This window comes from Undibacterium sp. FT79W (assembly GCF_014284215.1).
GTDB lineage: Bacteria > Pseudomonadota > Gammaproteobacteria > Burkholderiales > Burkholderiaceae_D > Undibacterium > Undibacterium aquatile.
The window spans coordinates 570720-590173 of record NZ_JACOGB010000001.1; the positions used below are offsets into that span (position 1 = coordinate 570720).

The 19454-nt window shown below is 50.0% G+C and carries 11 protein-coding genes; all 11 read left to right on the forward strand.

Annotated features, from left to right (window positions below; all coding sequences use genetic code 11):
- Window positions 1–42: 42 nt before the first annotated feature.
- The 11 genes from H8K38_RS02485 (at window position 43) to H8K38_RS02535 (ending at window position 19373) form a co-directional block, all read left to right on the forward strand.
- Window positions 43–4311: a YhdP family protein gene (locus H8K38_RS02485; protein ID WP_186883182.1), complete on the forward strand. Its 4269-nt coding sequence runs from the start codon at window positions 43–45 to the stop codon at window positions 4309–4311.
- Complete coding sequence (locus H8K38_RS02490) at window positions 4308–5105, forward strand: carbon-nitrogen hydrolase family protein (protein ID WP_186883183.1); 798 nt, start codon at window positions 4308–4310, stop codon at window positions 5103–5105. Before H8K38_RS02485 ends, H8K38_RS02490 begins: the two co-directional genes overlap by 4 nt.
- Window positions 5106–5229: 124 nt before the next feature.
- Window positions 5230–6690 (forward strand): metalloprotease TldD, encoded by a 1461-nt coding sequence (gene tldD, locus H8K38_RS02495; RefSeq protein WP_186883184.1) that lies wholly within the window; start codon window positions 5230–5232, stop codon window positions 6688–6690.
- A 42-nt stretch (window positions 6691–6732) separates the two neighbouring features.
- A complete protein-coding gene (gene bcsQ / locus H8K38_RS02500) occupies window positions 6733–7500 on the forward strand; it encodes a cellulose biosynthesis protein BcsQ (protein ID WP_186883185.1) in 768 nt (255 codons plus the stop codon).
- Between the two features lie 476 nt (window positions 7501–7976).
- Window positions 7977–8468: a cellulose biosynthesis protein BcsD gene (locus H8K38_RS02505; RefSeq protein WP_186883186.1), complete on the forward strand. Its 492-nt coding sequence runs from the start codon at window positions 7977–7979 to the stop codon at window positions 8466–8468.
- 46 nt (window positions 8469–8514) lie between these two features.
- Complete coding sequence (bcsP, locus tag H8K38_RS02510; protein ID WP_186883187.1) at window positions 8515–9150, forward strand: cellulose biosynthesis protein BcsP; 636 nt, start codon at window positions 8515–8517, stop codon at window positions 9148–9150.
- Entirely contained in the window at window positions 9147–9914 is a 768-nt protein-coding gene (bcsQ, locus tag H8K38_RS02515; protein WP_186883188.1) for a cellulose biosynthesis protein BcsQ, read from the forward strand. The genes bcsP and bcsQ (H8K38_RS02515) overlap by 4 nt, the downstream gene beginning before the upstream one ends.
- A 59-nt stretch (window positions 9915–9973) precedes the next feature.
- A complete protein-coding gene (gene bcsA, locus H8K38_RS02520; protein ID WP_255422793.1) occupies window positions 9974–12076 on the forward strand; it encodes a UDP-forming cellulose synthase catalytic subunit in 2103 nt (700 codons plus the stop codon).
- Between the two features lie 3 nt (window positions 12077–12079).
- Window positions 12080–14458 carry a cellulose biosynthesis cyclic di-GMP-binding regulatory protein BcsB gene (gene bcsB / locus H8K38_RS02525; protein WP_186883190.1) on the forward strand — a complete coding sequence of 793 codons (2379 nt, stop codon included), beginning with the start codon at window positions 12080–12082 and terminating at the stop codon, window positions 14456–14458.
- Between the two features lie 157 nt (window positions 14459–14615).
- A complete protein-coding gene (locus tag H8K38_RS02530) occupies window positions 14616–18950 on the forward strand; it encodes a cellulose synthase subunit BcsC-related outer membrane protein (RefSeq protein ID WP_186883191.1) in 4335 nt (1444 codons plus the stop codon).
- A gap of 3 nt (window positions 18951–18953) precedes the next feature.
- A complete protein-coding gene (locus tag H8K38_RS02535; RefSeq protein ID WP_186883192.1) occupies window positions 18954–19373 on the forward strand; it encodes a tetratricopeptide repeat protein in 420 nt (139 codons plus the stop codon).
- The last annotated feature ends 81 nt before the right edge of the window (window positions 19374–19454 follow it).

Genomic DNA, 19454 nt, shown 5'->3' on the forward strand with positions numbered 1-19454 from the left:
CAGTGACCAGCGCCTTGTCGGCAGAATAGTGTCATTGCTTAAATGAAAACGGATATCCCCGCCTCTCAGCCTTCTGCTGCGGAAGATCAGGAGCCAGTATTGCCAGCACGCTCGCGCTGGCGTCGGCTGTCGTCGCATACTTTTGCCGCTTGCGGTGGCAGCATCCGCTTTGTTCTCCGCGCTGCTTTATTACTGTACTTTGTGTTCTGCATCCTCGTCTTGGTGCTGCGCTATCTGGTGTTGCCACATGTTGCCGATTACAAGCCGGAAGTGGAAGCGATGGTCAGCCGTGCGATCGGACGCGAATTGCACATGGCATCTTTGCAGGCGTCATGGCAAGGGCTTAATCCGCAACTGGTATTACAGAACGTGGAGATGCTTGATCAGCATGGCAAAGCGGCCTTGCGTTTGCCCGAAGTCAGGACGACGCTGTCGTGGTGGAGTCTGGCGCTGCTTGATCTGCGCTTCGACAAGATAGAGTTGCATCAGCCGGTACTCGATATACAACGCGACGCCGACGGCAAATTGTATATCGGTGGTTTTTTTATCGATCCGAAAAAGAAGAGCGATGGCAAAGGCCTCGATTGGGTGCTGGCGCAGCATCAGATTGTGATCAAACAAGGCTTGCTACGCTGGAATGACCAGGCACGCAACGCACCGGAATTACAGCTCAAGGATGTCAGTCTGATTTTGCGCAATCGCTGGCAGCATCATCAGTTTGCACTGCGCGCAACGCCGCCAGCGGCATTGACCGCACCGGTCGATATTCGCGGTGATTTGCAGCACCCGCCATTTAGCAGACAAGTGTCGGATTTCTCCAACTGGAGCGGTGAGCTGTATGCCGATCTGCAAAGTACCGACCTGCACGCGTTGCGTGCATATATTGATTATCCGGCCGATATCAGTCAGGGCTATGGCGCTGTAAGATCATGGTTGCGGCTCGATCGCGGCCGAGTCGCTGATGCTACCGCTGACCTGAAACTCGCGGATGTGCAGGGTAAATTTGCCAAAGACTTGCCTGAACTGGATATGGCAGAAATTCGTGGTCGGGTGACCGCCAGTGAAAAAGCCGATTTGGGGAAAAAGTATCTGCCATCTTTGTTCGGCAAAGCAGGACACACGGTTGCACTCACCGATTTTTACATGAAGGCCAGAGATGGCGCGGTCATGCCAGCGACCACCATCAGGGAAAGTTTTACCCCCGGCATAGGAAACCAGCCAGCGAAGGTCGAGTTGTATGCCAAATTTCTTGATTTGCAAATTCTGGCCAATTTTGCCGGACATCTGCCTTTACCTGCCGATCAGCGGCAGATGCTGGCGGATTTTGCACCCAAGGGGCAATTAAAAGAATTCTCCGCTTCCTGGCAAGGGACTTATCCGGATGTCGCAGCCTACAAAGTCAAGGGCGAATTTATCAATTTGTCCATGCAGCCGCAGCCAGCTCAGTTAGCTCGCGCCAAAACCGCAAAAACTCCGGCGAAAGCAGCAGTTCCGGCGATTCCGGGCTTTGAAAATTTATCCGGCACCGTGGATGCCAGCGACCGTGGTGGGGCATTTTCGCTGGATTCAAAAGACTTGTCCTTGCGCCTTGCCAGTTATTTCATTGACCCGGTGATGCCGTTTAATCGGCTGCAAATGCAGGCAAACTGGAAATTTCAAGCCGACGATAAGCTGATGTTTCAGATTAATCGTATGGACATGACGCAGGAGAGTATGCATGCCACTTTATCCGGCAAACACATCATGTCTATGCGTGCATCGGCGCAGCCGCAGCCCGGTGACGTCGATTTAACGGCGCATATAGATGGTTTCGACCTGAAGCAGCTGGATCGTTATATTCCAACGGTCGCCGAGCCGGATTTACGACATTGGCTGACGAAAAGCATCCTTGATGGGCGTGCCGACGATGTTACCGTGCGCATTCGCGGCGACCTCGCGCATTTCCCATTTTCAGCCAGTGAGCCTCATTCCAAAAACAAAGGTGAATTTCTGGTCAGGGGTAATCTGACTGGCGGCAAACTGGATTTCACTGCCGGTGAGCTGGCGGAAGGCGGCAAAGCGCCTTTATGGCCAGTGATAGACGATATCAAAGGGAATTTCATCTTTGAGCGCGCCAGAATGGAAATTAACGGCGATACGGCGAAAACCCTGGGCGCTGATCTGCGTAAAGTCAAAGCGGTGATTCCCGATTTATTAAGTGCGGGATCTGTCCTGAATATCGATGGCAACGCCAGCGGTCAATTGCAAACCATGCTGGCTTACGTCAGCGCCAGTCCTGTCGATGGCTGGCTCGGGCATTTTCTGGCGGAATCGAAAGCCAGCGCGGCGGCTGGTCTGACTTTAAAGCTGCAATTGCCGTTGCGACATATGATCGACGCAAAAGTCAACGGTGTGCTGCAGTTTGCCAATAATGACGTAGTGCTGCAACCCGGCATTCCGCTGGTGACCGGCGTCAACGGCAAGCTGGAATTTAATGAGCGCGGCGTTAATCTCGGAACGCTGAAGGGAACTGCGCTGGGTGGACCAATTGTGATTAGCGGTGGCTCGCAAAAAGATAACAGTATCCGCGTCCGGCTTGATGGCAGCGTCACTGGTGATGGTTTGCGGCAGATGCTGCCAGCAGCAAATCGCGAGCAAATCAAGATTGACGGTACCAGCCGCTACATCGCAACGATCGCCGTGAAAAAGCAATTACCGGAAATCGTGATTGAATCCAACTTACAGGGAATGGCGCTCAATTTTCCTGCACCGTTGAAAAAAGGCGCGACTGAAGCAATGCCCTTGCGCATCGAACTGGTGCCGCAGATAAACACTGACAGCAGTGTTCTGCAGGATGAATTGCGCATTCATCTTGGCAATGCAGTGCATGCAAAATACGTACGTCAGAAAAACGCAGATAAGCAGGCGAGCTGGCAGCTTCTGCGTGGCGGCATCGGTGTGAATGTGCCTGCGCCTGAGCCTTTGCGCGGAGTGGCGGTCAATATTGAATCGAATGTACTGCATGTCGATGAGTGGCGCAGCGTCTTGAACACAAGTTCTGCTGGCGCGGCAATGGCGAATAACAATACGGCGACTTCTGCGCTGAACGGCGCTGCTGGCAAAGTGGTGCAGGGTGTCACCGCTTTAAATATTGCACCGTACCTGGATGTCAGCACCCTGGCATTAAAAACCGGTCAGTTGCATATCATGGGTAAGCAACTGGATCATGTCGTGATGGGAGTTTCTCATCATAATGATCTCTGGCAGGCGAATATCGATGCCAATCAGATTTCCGGTCATATCAGCTGGAATGACGGCAGCGCAAAAGCTGGCGCTGCGGTAGCCGGACCGGGCAGCGTGACGGCCCGTTTAAGCAAGCTGATTATCCAGCAATCGGCGGCAAGCGATGCTGGTGATTTGTTCGATGAAAAACGTAGCAGTACCCAGATACCGGGGCTCGATATCGTTGCGGATAATGTTGAGTTATTCAACAAGAAGCTGGGCAGATTAGAGTTGCAAGCCAGTAATCAGATGAGTGGCGCTTCCAGTGAATGGCTGCTCAGTAAGGTACTGTTGAAAAATCCGGATGCGGAGCTCAGGGCGACTGGACGCTGGGGGAGTCGCACTGGGAATAGCACCGGGAATAGCGTGACCCAACTCAATTACATGCTTGATATTGCGAACGCCGGTCAATTGCTGGACAGACTTGGGTTTGCCAATGTCGTACGCGGTGGACGTGGACGACTGGATGGCGATGTGAAATGGAATGGCTTGCCATATGCGATGGACATTCCCAGCATGAGCGGCAAGGTGCAGCTCGATCTGGCCGCCGGGCAGTTTTTAAAAGTCGATCCAGGCGCTGCGAAGTTACTCGGTGTGCTGAGTATGCAGTCGTTGCCGCGACGCCTGACTCTGGATTTCCGGGATATATTTTCTGAAGGATTCGCTTTTGATGCGATTACCGGCAGCGCACAAATTCTGCAGGGTGTGGCACGTACCGATAATCTGAAAATGCGCGGAGTGAATGCGACCGTGGTGATGGCTGGCAACGCTGATATCGTGAATGAATCTCAGCAATTGCATGTTCTGGTTATTCCTGTTATCAATGCGGGTGCGGCATCGGTTGTGTATGGGCTGGCGGTCAATCCCGTTATCGGCTTAGGTACTTTCCTGGCGCAATTATTCTTACGTGAACCGCTGGCAAAGGCTTTCACCTTCGAATATATGGTGAGCGGCCCGTGGAAAGATCCTCTGGTGAAAAAAATTGAACGTCAGGAAAATCAGGACGTTGCAGGTGAGCATCGCGTGCAAGATGCCAAGAAAGGTGAATGATGAAAGTTGCAGCTATACAGATGGTTTCTTCCAATGTGTTGGCCGACAATATGGCAACGGCAAAACGCCTGTTGATCGCAGCGGCAGGCGAGGGGGCCGGATTATTGTTGTTACCGGAATACTGGCCTTTAATGGGTTTGCAGGATACCGACAAACTGGCGATCGCCGAACCGGCCGGTCGCGGCATTATGCAGGAATTTTTAGCGGAGATGGCGCGTTCGTTGAGGGTCTGGATCATCGGCGGCACAATTCCGTTGCAGTCGGCTGAAGCTGGCAAAGTCATGAATACGACACTGGTATTTGACCCGCAGGGCGTGCAGCGCGTCCGCTACGACAAAATCCACTTATTTGGTTTTTCTAAAGGCGAGGAGTCTTACGAAGAGGCGCGTACCATTACTGCCGGCGAACAGGTAACCACCTTTGAAACTGAGGCCGGCCGGGTAGGCCTGTCTATTTGCTATGACTTACGCTTTCCGGAATTATTCCGCGCGATGGGGCCTTGTTCCCTGATCGTTGTTCCTGCTGCTTTTACTTACACCACAGGTCAGGCGCACTGGGAAATTCTGTTGCGAGCCAGAGCGATAGAGAATCAGTGTTATGTTCTGGCATCGGGGCAGGGCGGCAAACATCTGAACGGGCGCCGCACCTGGGGACATAGTATGCTGATTGACCCCTGGGGGAAGATCGTCGCAGAATTGCCCGAAGGTGAGGGCTTTGTCAGCGGCGAAATAGATGCTGAACTGTTACAGCAGATCCGCACCAGCCTGCCTGCGTTGCAACATCGGAAATTATAGTTGCCCTCCAGCTTACCTCTCAGGGCGATTCAACTTCAAGTGTAAGTTATCAGCATACTGTTGTCGTCGCTGAGTTGTTTTACAATGCATATATTGCATTCTTTTGTATTGGTTAATCTACTTTATGAGTTCTTCAAATTCAGCCTTGAACCACCTTGCTATTGCTCGCGACATTTTATTGACGCCATTTGGTCTGGACGACCATAAATTGTCGAAAGTGCTTGGTTCTATGTTCACTCACCGTGTGGACTATGCTGATCTGTATTTTCAGTTCACTCGCAGCGAAGGCTGGAGTCTTGAGGAAGGTATAGTCAAAACCGGCAGTTTTTCGATTGATCAGGGTGTTGGTGTTCGCGCTGTTTCAGGTGATAAGACCGCCTTTGCTTACTCCGATGAAATTTCTGAAAAAGCTTTGTCTGATGCTGCCAAAGCAACCAGAACGATTGCAGTTCAGGGCGCTGGCAAAATTAAAGTGGCTTCCGCTTTACACGGAATTCTGGGGCGGGATTTATATTTGCGTGATGATCCTCTGCATTCTCTGGATGCCAACGAGAAAGTGCGTTTGCTTGAGCGTATAGAAAAAATTGCGCGGGCAAAAGATCCGCGCATCGTACAGGTGATGGCATCGCTGGCTGGCGAGTATGACGTTATTCTGGTTGCCCGCAGTGATGGTGCGCTGGCGGCAGATATACGCCCTCTGGTACGCGTTTCTCTGACCGTGATTGCTGAGCAGAATGGTCGTCGTGAGATGGGTTCCAGCGGTGGCGGTGGTCGTTATGATTACTCTTATTTTTCCGATGTATTGCTTGAACAGTATGCAGATGAAGCCGTGAAATCGGCTCTGGTGAATCTGGATGCCCGCCCTGCACCAGCGGGACCGATGACGGTCGTACTTGGGCCAGGCTGGCCTGGTGTGCTGCTGCACGAAGCGATAGGGCACGGTCTGGAAGGTGACTTCAATCGCAAAGGATCCAGTACGTTTTCTGGCCGTATCGGTGAACGTGTTGCGGCAAAAGGTGTGACTGTCGTTGATGACGGCACGATGCAACATCGCCGCGGTTCGCTCAATATTGACGATGAAGGTAATCCTACTCAATGCAGTACGCTGATTGAAGATGGCATACTGAAGGGATACATGCAGGACACGATGAACGCGCGTCTGATGAAAATGGCCGTCACTGGTAATGCCCGGCGTGAATCGTTCGCGCATTTACCTATGCCGCGCATGACCAACACCTATATGCTGGCCGGAGATAAAGATCCGGCGGAGATTCTCGCTTCTGTGAAAAACGGCTTATATGCAGTGAATTTTGGCGGTGGTCAGGTTGATATCACCAATGGCAAATTTGTGTTCTCTGCCAGCGAAGCCTACATGATAGAAAACGGTAAGCTTAGTTATCCGGTCAAAGGCGCAACCCTGATCGGTAACGGACCTGAAGTACTTAACCATGTGTCTATGATAGGTAATGATTTACGCCTAGATTCCGGTATTGGTGTTTGCGGCAAGGAAGGACAGAGTTTGCCGGTTGGTGTTGGTCAGCCGAGTCTGCGTATTGATGGCCTGACCGTCGGTGGGACTGCGTAATTTTGCGATCGGTTTTCTGGTTTTGATTGAGGACAACGCCCCATGTTTGTGATTGCTGTCGTGTCAGCAAAAGGTGGCGTAGGAAAGACTACGCTGTCAGCCAACCTTGCGGTTGGTATTGCGCAGCGTGGTCACCCCACTCTGGTGGTTGATCTCGATCCGCAGAATGCGCTGCAATGGCATCTCGGCGGGCTGGATCAGAACGAATGCAAGGGGATCAGTGCATTGACCGGTACACGCACCAGACTTGCAGGTGTGACACATGCCAGCCCTTATCATGTTTATTTTTCTCCTTATGGACGTGGCGGAGAGGTGCAGCGTCAGCGTTTTGAGAGCATTTTGGAAAAACAAGATGATTGGCTACGCGGTAAGTTACAAAAAGCGAATTTGTCAGAAAACGCGATTGTGTTGTTGGATACCCCACCTGGGCCTTCTGTATATCTGAAGCAGGCAATTCATGCCGCAGATTATGTTCTTGCCGTGGTGCTGGCTGACGCGGCGTCGTACTCGACCTTGCCAGAAATGGAAGAACTGATCTCTGCGTATGGGCCACCAAGCGCGCAGGTGACAGGATCCGCCTATGTGATTAATCAATCGGCAAAGCGGCAATTGGCGCAAGATGTATTGGCACTGTTTCACACACAATTAGGTGAGCGTATGGTGCCTTGGGTCATACCGGAAGACGCTGAGGTTGAAGAGGCTTTGGCCTACGAGTGTCCACTACTGCATTATCGCCCGGATAATCCGGCCACAAAGAAAATACAGTCTGTCGTCGATTGGCTGCTTTTGCATGCCCCAAAATCTCATTGAATGAAAAAATTTCCTCCTCTTTTTTCCTCTGCTTGAGTTGACGGTTGGGCGACCTCCGCCCTGTATCTGTAGATCTGCCCCACGAAAAACCTTTTGCGTTTGCCAGCTTATATGGATAGTTACTCCATATAAGCGAGCTATCAGAAAATAAAAATCAATTAATTGCTAATGTAATAATGTTTTTTATCATGTGTCATGGTCAAATGTCGGGTAATTGTAAGCAAATGAAATGACTATTTACTTCTGATGGATTCTGATCTAACGCAAACTAATGTTTTTGCTTTGAAACTTATTGAGAAAAAATGACTCTGCATTGATGTCTGGATATTCCTAATTATAAATTGTTGACATTTGTTTACTGTGTATCGCTAGACGATCAATTCTGCAGGGTGTTAAAGTTTCAGGCGATGAATCTGGCTTTGTTGCAGACGCCGGGTGCAGAAAGAACAGCAAAATAATGAATGGAAGTGTTTAGTATGTTGAAGAAAAATCTGCAGTATTACGAGTCTCAACAGTGCTCGAATCAATGGAGAACATTTCTTGCTGCGTTTTCTGCTGAGTTTGCATCTAAAGGCGAGGTGTCTGATTTGCGGGCGTTTATGTATCAGATGGGGCGGACCATGGCAGCCGCTTTTCCGGCGCTCAACGGCAGTAGTTTGCAAGTACTTGAGGATGGTATTAATTCTCACTGGTCGCAAATCGATTGGGGCTGGGTGGAACTGATAGAGCAAGCAGAGAGTCTCGTTGTTGAGCACCATGCTTCTCCGTTGAAAGTGGCTTTTGGTGAGGATGCGCTGGTATGGTCGTCCGCGCTACTCGAAGGTGTTTATGCACAATTGTTTGATAATCTTGGAATGGACAAATCACTTTGCTTAACGCAGCGCGGTGATGCTTTGGAAGATGGTCAGTTGTTTGTTTTTGAACTAAAGAAACAGCTCAATGAGCCGACATATTTCACGCGTCGTTGATTGTCGGATAAAGATGTATTAAGTATTGAAAAGGGCTGTAAAGATTATGGATGATGACGTTAAAAATCTTTTTCAAAAGTTTGGGCAACCAGCGACAGCATACCAAGAGATAAATCGAGACGTTGAGAGTGAGCAGGCTAAAAAGCGCTGGCCGCTTTTACGTGATGTCAGGGTGCATGCAATTCCTGACAACTCGATGCCCGAAGACATGGAACCGCTCCCGGTGCCGCAAGCCTCGCCATCAATAAGGCCAGAAATTATGCCCGGAATTGATCGTAAGCCAGTGTTAAAAGAAAGTATTGGTAGCAGTTCTCATGGAGCGAATGATATTTTCGGCAGAAAACAAGACCTTACATCGACAGAGTCGGTCGTTGCTGTTCCTGAAAAGATCAATGGCTCTGCAAGCTTATTCAGATCTGAGCCTCAGCAAAAAGCCACTTTATTCCAGACGGATGAGCAACTGCAACAAAACAGCAGTTTGTTTCGCCGTTTGCCTGCGGATGCAGTGAGCGCGCAAGGGAACGGGTCGGGCTCTCAGGAAAAAGTAGCAGTTTTACCTGTTCATGCAGATAAACATCAAGCTGTCTCTGACATTTTTAAACGACTGGCTAAGCAGCCGGAGCCAGCTAAAACCGTCGATACGCCAGTGAATTCCTTTTTCAAAAAAATCTTCAAATCATGAGGATAGTTGCAGTCATTTCTCCCAAAGGAGGGGTAGGAAAGACAACGGTCACGGCGAACCTCGCGGCATCGCTTGCGCGCATGGGCGCTAAGGTAGTTGTGTTAGATTTGGATCCGCAGAATGCGCTGAGATTGCATTTCGGAATACCTTACGAGGATGCTTCCGGAATCGCGATCCGTAATCTGGCAGATGATCGCTGGTCGCACGTGTTGTACCAAAGTACTTATGGCGTTGACTTCTTACCATATGGAACGGTGGAAGAAGATCAGCGGGCGATATTTGAAGATGCGGTCAGGGAAAATCCGGATTGGTTGCTTTCTCATTTGCAGAATTTATTTCTGGAACCGGAGACCGTCGTTTTAATTGATACGCCGCCGGGTCCAAGCATTTATTTGCAGCAAGTGCTCAGTGTCGCGCATATCGGGCTGGTTGTGTTGAAGCCTGACGCTGCTTCATATTCGACTATCCCTTCGATTGAGTCCTTGATTCAATATTACACCGCAGGAAGAAAAGACTTTCTCGGCTACTGTTACGTCTTGAATCAAATGGATGCCTCAAGACAATTATGCCGTGATGTCCATGGCATGCTGCGGACAACGCTGGGAGACAAATTTGTTCCTTCCACGATACATAAGGATGAAGCCGTGAGCGAGGCGCTGGCGTGCCAGATGCCGGTTTCTTACTACGCACAACACAGTTCAGCGACACATGATGTGCAGCAACTTGCTGTATGGTTGCAGGAAAATTTTGGACTGATTGATTAATGCGCTCAATACTGAACTCCAGATATTTATACGGCCGGCTCAATGAGTTTGGGCGATTGATGGTTAATTGGTCCGGGTGGAATTCGAAGTTGCCCCGCGTGTTGGCGTTGATTGTTGCCGCCGTGCTGTTCTGGATTTCGATCAGTATTCCAATGGAATTGCCGTATCAGACTTTTTTCTCGGCAGTGATATTTTCTACCGCGATGTATTTACGCCGGTACACAGGAACGCTGATTTCACTGATCATGGTGATGTTTTCGGTTAGCGCAACCAGCCGTTATATTTACTGGAGGGTCAATTACACGATAGATACTGAAAATCTGGTCGATTTGTTTTTTGCGCTGGTACTGATTCTGGCAGAAATTTACGCGTGGCTGGTGTTGCTGTTGGGATATCTGCAAACTGCCTGGCCTCTGAGGCGTAAACCTGTCATCTTACCGACCGATACATCAAGCTGGCCGGTTGTCGATCTGTTTATTCCGACATATAACGAAGATTTGGCTGTCGTCAAACCGACCGTCATGGCGGCGATGGGCATAGACTGGCCAAAAGATAAATTGAATATCATTATTCTGGACGATGGGCGGCGTCCGGAATTTGCTGAGTTCGCTGAGACGATTGGTGTCCAGTGTTTTACGCGCTCCGATAATAACCACGCCAAAGCAGGCAACATTAACGCCGCTCTGAAGCGCACCACGGGTGAATTTGTCGCGATTTTTGACTGCGATCACATGCCGACCCGTTCGTTTTTGCAATACACGATGGGATGGTTTCTGGTCGATCCGAAACTGGCGATGATACAGACGCCCCATCATTTTTTGTCACCCGACCCGTTCGAGAGAAATCTGCATACGTTCCGACATGTACCCAACGAAGGCGAGCTGTTTTACGGCTTGATTCAGGATGGAAATGATTTATGGAACGCGACTTTCTTTTGTGGTTCGTGCGCAATTTTGCGGCGTACTTATCTGGAAGAGATTGGTGGTATCGCCGTTGAAACCGTGACTGAAGATGCGCACACTGCATTAAAAATGCAGCGGCTTGGATATAACACGGCGTATCTGGCACTGCCACAAGCGGCGGGGCTGGCAACCGAAAGTTTGTCTGCACACGTCGGACAGCGTATCCGCTGGGCGCGTGGAATGGCGCAGATTTTCAGGGTCGACAATCCTTTGTTCGGCAAGGGGCTGACTTTTGGTCAGCGACTTTGCTACAGCAATGCGATGCTACATTTCTTTTACGGTCTGCCGCGCATGGTTTTCCTGTTGGCTCCCATCTCGTATCTGTTTTTTGAAGTTCACATCATCAAGGCATCAGCGATTTCTATTGCAGCATATTCGTTGCCACATTTGCTGCACGCCAACTTGACCAACTCCCGTATTCAGGGCGCTCACCGGCATTCATTCTGGGCTGAGGTCTATGAGGCAACGCTTGCCTGGTATATTTTCCGGCCAACGATGGTGGCGCTGATTAATCCGAAATTAGGTAAGTTCAACGTAACCGCCAAAGGTGGTTTAGTTGAAGAGGAACACTTTGACTGGGTGATTTCCAAACCCTATCTGGTGATGCTAGCCTTGAATATTTTAGGTTTCATCGTCGGTATCGGACGGGCTATCTGGTGGAATAGCTATGAGCTCGACACAGTTTTGCTGAACATGTTATGGACGATTTATAACCTGATTATCCTTGGCGCGACTCTCGCTGTGGCAACCGAGTCCAAGCAAGTCCGCCGATCTCATCGTGTGCGAGCAGTATTGAGCGCCACATTGCGTTTGCCAAACGGACACTCCTTTGTCTGTCAGACTGAAGATTTCTCTATGGGCGGTATGTCGCTCAAAGTACCCGAAGGCTTCAAAATGGAGAAAGGCGAAGAGGCGATGATTTCGCTGTATGGCACGAATGGCGAATGTTTGTTTCCATCGAAAGTCATTTTTGCAAAAGAGAATTTGCTGAGTCTGCAATTTCTGAATCTGAACTTGCAGCAACAGATGGATCTGATCAGTTGCACCATCGGCAGGGCAGACGTCTGGTTGAATTGGTCTGAGGAGCGAGATCTGGATCATCCGCTGAATGGCTTAAAAGAAATTGCCTTTCATAGCTTCCGCGGGTTTATCCAGTTTGGAGCCGGGTTGAAACAGTATTTCGGAAAAAAAAGCGCTTAGCACATGAATACACTTACTGAAGCGAACATTGTGAAAAACATGAAATCAACATTGCCTTGGAAAAAAACTGTCAAAACCACGCTTGCCCTGGCAATTGCATTTGGCATGAGTGTGACGGCGCACGATGACGTTTTTGCGAAATCGAAGCGCGCAAAATCTGCTGAAGCGCAAACGGAAGAAACGGAAAAAACACTGACAAGTGATGCCTCTGCCGTTGCGTCAACACCAGTTCCTGGCCAAAAAGTGTATACCATCAGCCTCAAGCAGATGGGGCAGGGCTCGAATATCGAATTGCGTGGTGTTGAAGGTGAGCGTACTTTTCCTTTCACAGTCCGCAGCGACGAAGTGATAACTTCGGCAAAAATACGTTATGGCATTGCGTATTCGCCAGCGCTGTTGCCGGATTTATCCCATATCAAAGTTTCGGTTAACAATGAGCTGGTCAGCGTTGTGCCCCTGCCGAAAGATAATCCTAAGGGGATCGTCCGCGAAGATAATATCGATCCACGTTTTTTTGCAGACTTTAATCAGCTCAGTTTCAAACTGATAGGGCATTACACCAGAGAATGTGAAGACCCATATCATTCCAGTTTGTGGGCGAAAATCAGTAATACGACGCAATTGGAGCTGACCGTCAGCACAATCGATCTGGCGAATGATCTGGCGCTGTTGCCTGGGCCATTCTTTGACAAGCGCGATTCCAAATTGCTGGAGTTGCCGTTTGTGTTGCCCAATGGGGCATCATTGGAATTGTTGCGCAATGCCGGTGTTGTGGCTTCCTGGTTTGGTCAGTTGGCGTCCTATCGCGGTGCTCGTTTTCCGGTCGCTGATGGCATGCCTAAATCGCATGCGATCGTATTTGCAACGACAAAGGAAGCACCTGCCGGTGTGCAACTACCTGTGATCAATGGTCCGACCTTGATGGTGGTACCAAATCCGCAAAACCCGAAAACAAAGTTGTTGTTAGTTTTAGGACGTGACAATGCGGAGCTGAAAATTGCGACGCAAGCGTTGACACTGGGACAAACGGCATTGGCAGGTCAGACGGCGATTATCCGTAATTTCAAAGAGCCGGCAATTCGCAAAGCTTATGATGCACCTAAATGGCTGCCAACTTCGCGGCCGGTTAAATTCGGCGAGCTGACCCCGCTGCAAAGTTTGCAGGTGAATGGCCTGACGCCCGATCTGATCCGGATTAACATGCGAGTGGCACCTGACTTGTTCACCTGGCAGACCGAGGGCGTTCCTATGGATCTGCGCTATCGCTTCACACCCAGACCAACGATAGACAAGTCGACGTTAAATATCGGTATTAATGATGGTTTTGTCCGCGCATTGTCTTTGTCTGGTACAGAACCGGAAAAAGGCAAGATCAAAGAATCTGTGATGCTTTTCTTTAAGTCGGGCTTACGTTACGCTCAGGAGGAGATACAAGTACCGACATTCAGAATCGGCGCTGAAAACCAACTGCAATTTCATTTCTTCTATGACTATCCTAAGCAAGGTGCTTGTAAAGATGTGTATCTGGATAACGTGCGGTCTACGATAGACCCAGATTCGACCATAGATTTTTCACACATGCCGCATTACGCGACATACCCCAACCTTGCTTACATTGCGAATGCCGGCTTCCCGTTTACCAAATTGGCAGATTTATCTGAAACGGCTGTCATTCTCCCTGAGCGCGCCAGTAATCAGGAGCTGGAAGTCTTTTTCAATCTGATGGGGCGTATGGGGGAATCAACCGGCTATCCGGTCACTAACAATACCGTGATCTACGGTAGCGATGTCGAAAAACACAGCAATAAAGATTTGCTCGTGATTGCAACTAACGGTAACCAGCCTCTGCTGAAACAATGGTCAAAATATATGCCACTGACCATTGATGAAACAGGGAATCGTTTGCAATTGCCGACCGGATTTTTGCGTGTTCTGGCGCGCTGGGCTGGTAAAGATCTGGATGAACTCGAGCGTAAATCCGGCGAAATGTTAGCCAGCACCGGAAGTGCATTTGGCACCGTTATGCAGTTTGAATCGCCATTGTCTGGCGGTCACAGCGTCGTCGTCGTGACTTCTGGCAGTCCCCGTGGCTTACTGGATGTGACAGATGGTTTGAATAAAGCCGATCTTCGCAGCCAATTCCAGGGCGATCTGGTGTTGATTAAAGGTGATAAGGTCATCAATGCATTGATCGGTAACACCTATTATTCCGGTCATCTGCCTTTATGGACCTGGCTGAAGTGGAATCTCTCAACAAAACCTGTCTTGCTGATTGCTTTCCTGATGTTGGCGTCATTGATTGCCGCCGCTTTACTGTTCCGTTATTTACGGAAAAAGGCAGCCCAGCGCTTGAAGGCGAATGAGCCCAAAGATCAACATTGATACATCAAAAATAACTGAATAAAAGAGTAAATTTACGCAGGCAGACCACATTGTTGTGGTCTGCCTGTTTATAATTTAATGCCAGTTTTAAAGCAGATTTCAAAATCTCCAATTGAGGTAGAGATCGCTTCATCAAAGTGTTGAATAGGGGATGGTAATGGTTTTCAAAAGAAAAGCGATGGCGTTGGCGCTTTTAGCGATGTGTGTCGAATGCAGCACTGCTTTTGCAAACTCTCCTCTGACCCAGAAATTAGTTGAGCAGGCACATTTTTGGGAGCAGCGCGGTCGTGACGATAATGCGGCGGATGCCTGGCGTAAGGTGCTGAAAGTCGATGCGAATAATATTGAGGCATTGGTCGCGCTGGGTATATTCGACGCTCACAGCGGCAATGCTGATTTAGCGAAAAATCACCTTGATAAGCTAAAAGAAATCAAAGCAGGCAGTGCGCAAATTCGTCTGGTAGAAAAAGCGATCAGTCTCGGTACTGCCGGGGGCAAGTCTCAGCTTGAAAATGCCAGAAGACTGGCGCAGCAAGGCGATACCGAAGCCGCGGCGGACAGTTATCGCATGATCGGCGATGCGTCCCGCCTGAAAGGTGATGCGGCGCTTGAATATTATCAGGTGCTGGCCGGTACTAAATCTGGTTATGCCGAGGCAAAACGCGGCCTTGAAAAACTGGCGAAAGAAAATCCCTCCAACCATAAATATGCTTTGGCTTATGCGCAAACGCTGACATACCGCGATGCCAGCAGACCGGAAGGCCTAGCCTTGCTGGAGAGTCTGACCAGTAAAGCTGACGTATCCAGGCAGGCGGAAGAGGCATGGCGTCAGGCATTAACCTGGATGGGGCTGCAAAGCAGCAACAGTAAATATTTCCGGAACTATCTGGAAAAACACCCGCAGGATAAAACCATACAAGACAAACTTGCGAGCGTGAATCGTCCGGTCAGGAATGATGCGCCGGAAGAGCGCCGTCCCGTGAATAAGCCCAAGCCTGAGAGTCCTTTAGCAAAAGGATCTGCAATCGGCTTTAAAGCACTGGATGCCAATGATGTGCCGACGGCAGAGAAAGAATTCCAGTCACTGATCAAATCTCATCCTAAAGATCCTGTTGGTTATGGTGGCATGGGGCTGGTCAAAATGCGTCAGGAAGAATTTATTGAAGCACGTAAATTCCTGCAAAAAGCTTTGGATCTTTCATCCGCAAAAGCGAAATCGAATTGGAAGCAAGCATTTGATGGTGCCAATTATTGGGCACTGATCGAAGATGCACGCACTGCTTTTGAAGATGCTGACAGCGTAAAAGGGATCGCCTTATTGCGTAAAGCGGTTGAGATCAATGGCACCGAGCCATCCGGACTTTTACAACTCGCCGATGCGTTGCAGGCTGAAAATGATATGGCTGGCGCAGAAGAAAACTTTAAGCGTGTTTTTAATGCAGATAAAAAAGAAATGCGCGCGCTCGATGGCCTGATCGGGATTTATGTTTTGCAGAAGCGGCTCAGTGATCTGGAGGCGCTCGGCGAATATTTATTGCCTCGTCACCTCGCGATCGTCGCGAATCTGAAGTCTGAACAAATGGCGGCTCAGGCCAAGCAACTTGAAGCAGCAGGCGATATCGTCGGCGCGCAAAGGGTGTTGGAAGACGCGATTCTGATCAAGCCGGAAGATGCCTGGTTAAGAATGTCGCTGGCCAAAATTTATCTGAAACGGAACATGGCACCGCAGGCGCAGGCATTGTTAGATGCGCTGACCAATGTTGAAAAGCCCGATGCAGAGGCGCTTTATGTCAGCGCCTTGCTCAGTCAGATGCAGCAGCTCTGGTGGGAGGGTTTGCAAACATTGGAGCGAGTCCCTGCCAACGCGCGCAAACCAGAAATGTTTGCCTTGCAAAAGCAATTATGGATACGCGTCCAGCTTGACCGTATCGATCTTCTGAACAAACGTGGGTATGTCGATCAGGTCAGGGAAATCCTGGCACAGATTGAAGCTGCCGCAGGAACAGATAACGAGTACATCGGCACTCTTGCGGCCTTGTACATCAAGTTAGGCGATACCGAACGCGGTTTTGCCATGATACGGCAGGCGGTACAAAATACGCAGCAACCTTCCGCCAGCCTTTTGCTGCAATACGCCAGCACCTTGATGCAGGCGAATCAGGAAGCCGAGCTGGAAGCCGTCATGCGTAAGGTGGCAGCGATGCCGAAATTGCAGGAGGATGAAATTAAATCCTTTAAGCAATTACAAAAGGCATTGTCCATGCGTTACTCCGAGCGCGCCAGAGAAGCAAAAGACTACGCGGCGGCTTACGCTTATATCCAGCCTTATCTGATAGAGACGCCGGACGATAATTTATTGCTGCTGACCCTGGCGCGTATTTATTCGTCTGCCGGTGACAGCGAACCGGCAAAAGAGTTGTACACCAAAGTACTGGAAACGGATCCGGATAATCCTGAGGTCTTACAAGGACTGGTCTTTGCGGCGATACAGATCAAAGATTTCAGTGGCGCTGAAAATTACCTTGATAAATTAATGCGCATGCAGCCAGAGAATCCGCGCTTTATTGCGCTGGCGGGGAATGTCGCACGGGCACAGGGGCATAACGGCAAAGCCTTAGGCTATTTCAAAAAAGCACTGGCACTGGAACAGGCACAGCGCCCATTGTCCGGCGCAGGTGTCGATGGTTTGCGTCTGGTCACACCAGGTTCGGTTGCTAACAACCTCAACAATTTCAAAGTCAATCCTTTTGCTGAACGTAAGGCTGACGCTGTTCCGGCGGTGACGCAAGTCGCAGCACCTGCGTCAGTGAGTGCGCCAGCGACGCCCACGCCACCGGTATTGAAAGAGGTGCCACAACTTGCACCGCAATATGCTGCCGCGGCGAAGCCTGCAAGCACGACATCCGCAGCGGTCGCGCCAGTCTCTGCAACACCGCTGGTTACGAATGGAGTTACCCCTGGTTCGACAAGTACATCAGGTACAACAAATACGACAGCTATACCCGCCGCTGTCAGTAACTCAACTGGCGTGGCTGTTGCTGGCAATGCCGGCAGCAAAACAGTGAACGCGCCAGCATTGCTCAGCGTGCCTGTTGCGCCACCAGTATCTCAGGGTTCTGCTGTGATTCGCAGTAACCCTTTACCACTAGCGAAGCCTGTAGCAGGAAATGCAGTCAGCGGAGCCGAGGTAAAAAAAGTCTCACCGCTATCATCTGCCAAGTCAACGGCACCTGTCAGCGCGGAAGAGGCCGCACTGATCAAAGAGATTGATGCGCTCAATGAATTAAATCGCTCCGAAGTCACCGCCGGATTTGCTGCCCGCGCACGCAGCGGACAAAGCGGTTTATCGCAGTTGAAGGATCTGGAAACACCGATAGAAGCACATATCACTACCTTGGGTTATGGCCAGTTTGGCCTGAAGGTGATTCCGGTTGTGATTGATGCCGGTACTTTACAGTTGAACGATGCGAATATCGCAGGTCAGTTCGGGCGTAATACGATACTCAATGAACAAGCTAAATTTGCCAAAGTCGCTTTTTCAACGCAGGCCAGAACGCGCGGCTTATCAGAGGCGTCTTCGATAGAGCAGGTGGCGAGAGGAGTTGCGCTGAATCTGAGTTATGAATTAGCCGGCGTGAAGCTCGATGTCGGTTCCAGTCCGTTGAACTTCCCTATCCAGAATGTTGTCGGCGGGCTGCGCTGGAGCACGCAGTCGGACGGTCTGAATTTCAGTGCAGAAGTGTCCCGTCGTTCTGTGACGGATAGTTATCTGTCGTATGCGGGAGCAAAAGACAGTTTGTATGGGCTGAACTGGGGTGGCGTCACCAGAAACGGCTTGCGTCTGGATGCGTCCTACGATGGCGAGGATGGAGGTGTTTACGGAGCGCTTGGCCTGTATGGCATCAATGGTAAAAACGTCGTTAAAAACACGATGGTCGATGCGGGTGCCGGTATTTACTGGCGCGCTTACAAGACCAAAGATACCACAGTCACAACGGGGCTCGGCCTGAATTCGAGTTTCTATAAAAAGAATCTGCGTTACTTCACTTACGGTCACGGCGGGTATTTCAGCCCGCAATCTTACGTCGCTCTGAATGTGCCGCTGGAAATCAGCGGACGTTATGGCAAGTTGTCGTATCAGGCCGGTGCTTCGGTTGGTGTCCAGCATTTCCGCGAAGATGCGGCGCCGTACTACCCGCTGATCAGCGCAGACCAGACCGAACTGGAATTATTTGCTGCTGCAAATCCTGCGTTGAATATTGCCAGCAGCTATGCCGGGCAGTCGCATACCGGATTGCAATACAAAATTTCAGGCGCATTAGAGTATTTGCTGTCGCCGCATTTCACTTTGGGAGGCAGGTTGTCTGCGGATAATTCCGGCGACTTTACCGACGCCAGCGGCATGCTGTATATCCGTTACACGTTCGAGCCACGGCGAGGCCAGGTCTCGTTCCCGCCGATTGCACCTAAGCCTTACTATCTGGGAAATTGACCGATGAAAACTATCATGAATACCTTGATCGTCGCGTCGGCAACGCTGCTGTTATCAACCCAGGTAAGCGCTGCGGATTTACAGGCAGAAGGGCGGGTACATCTGGCGGAAGGGGATGCCGCTGCAGCCAGTAAAAAATTTGCTGAAGCGGCGAAAGTAAATCCATTTGATGCATCCGCATTAAATAATCAGGCGGTGTCTCTTGCTGCGCAAGGCGATTATGAAAACGCGCTGAATTTGCTGGAGCGCGCCGTCCGGCTTAATCCTGAGCGTCGTGATATTGCGACCAATCTGACCAGCATGCGGCAATGGATGGGGCGCAACGTACCGCAAGTGAAATTGAAAGAGCAGAGCAAACCCATCATGAATGTGTATCCTGAAGGTGATATTCCACCGGAACCACCAGCGCTCTGGAAAAAATAAATACGAATTGGCGGGATTTGGCTTGCCAATTGCTGATTTTTGATGCAATATCAATGCCGAACTTTTTAAGTTTTATCAAAA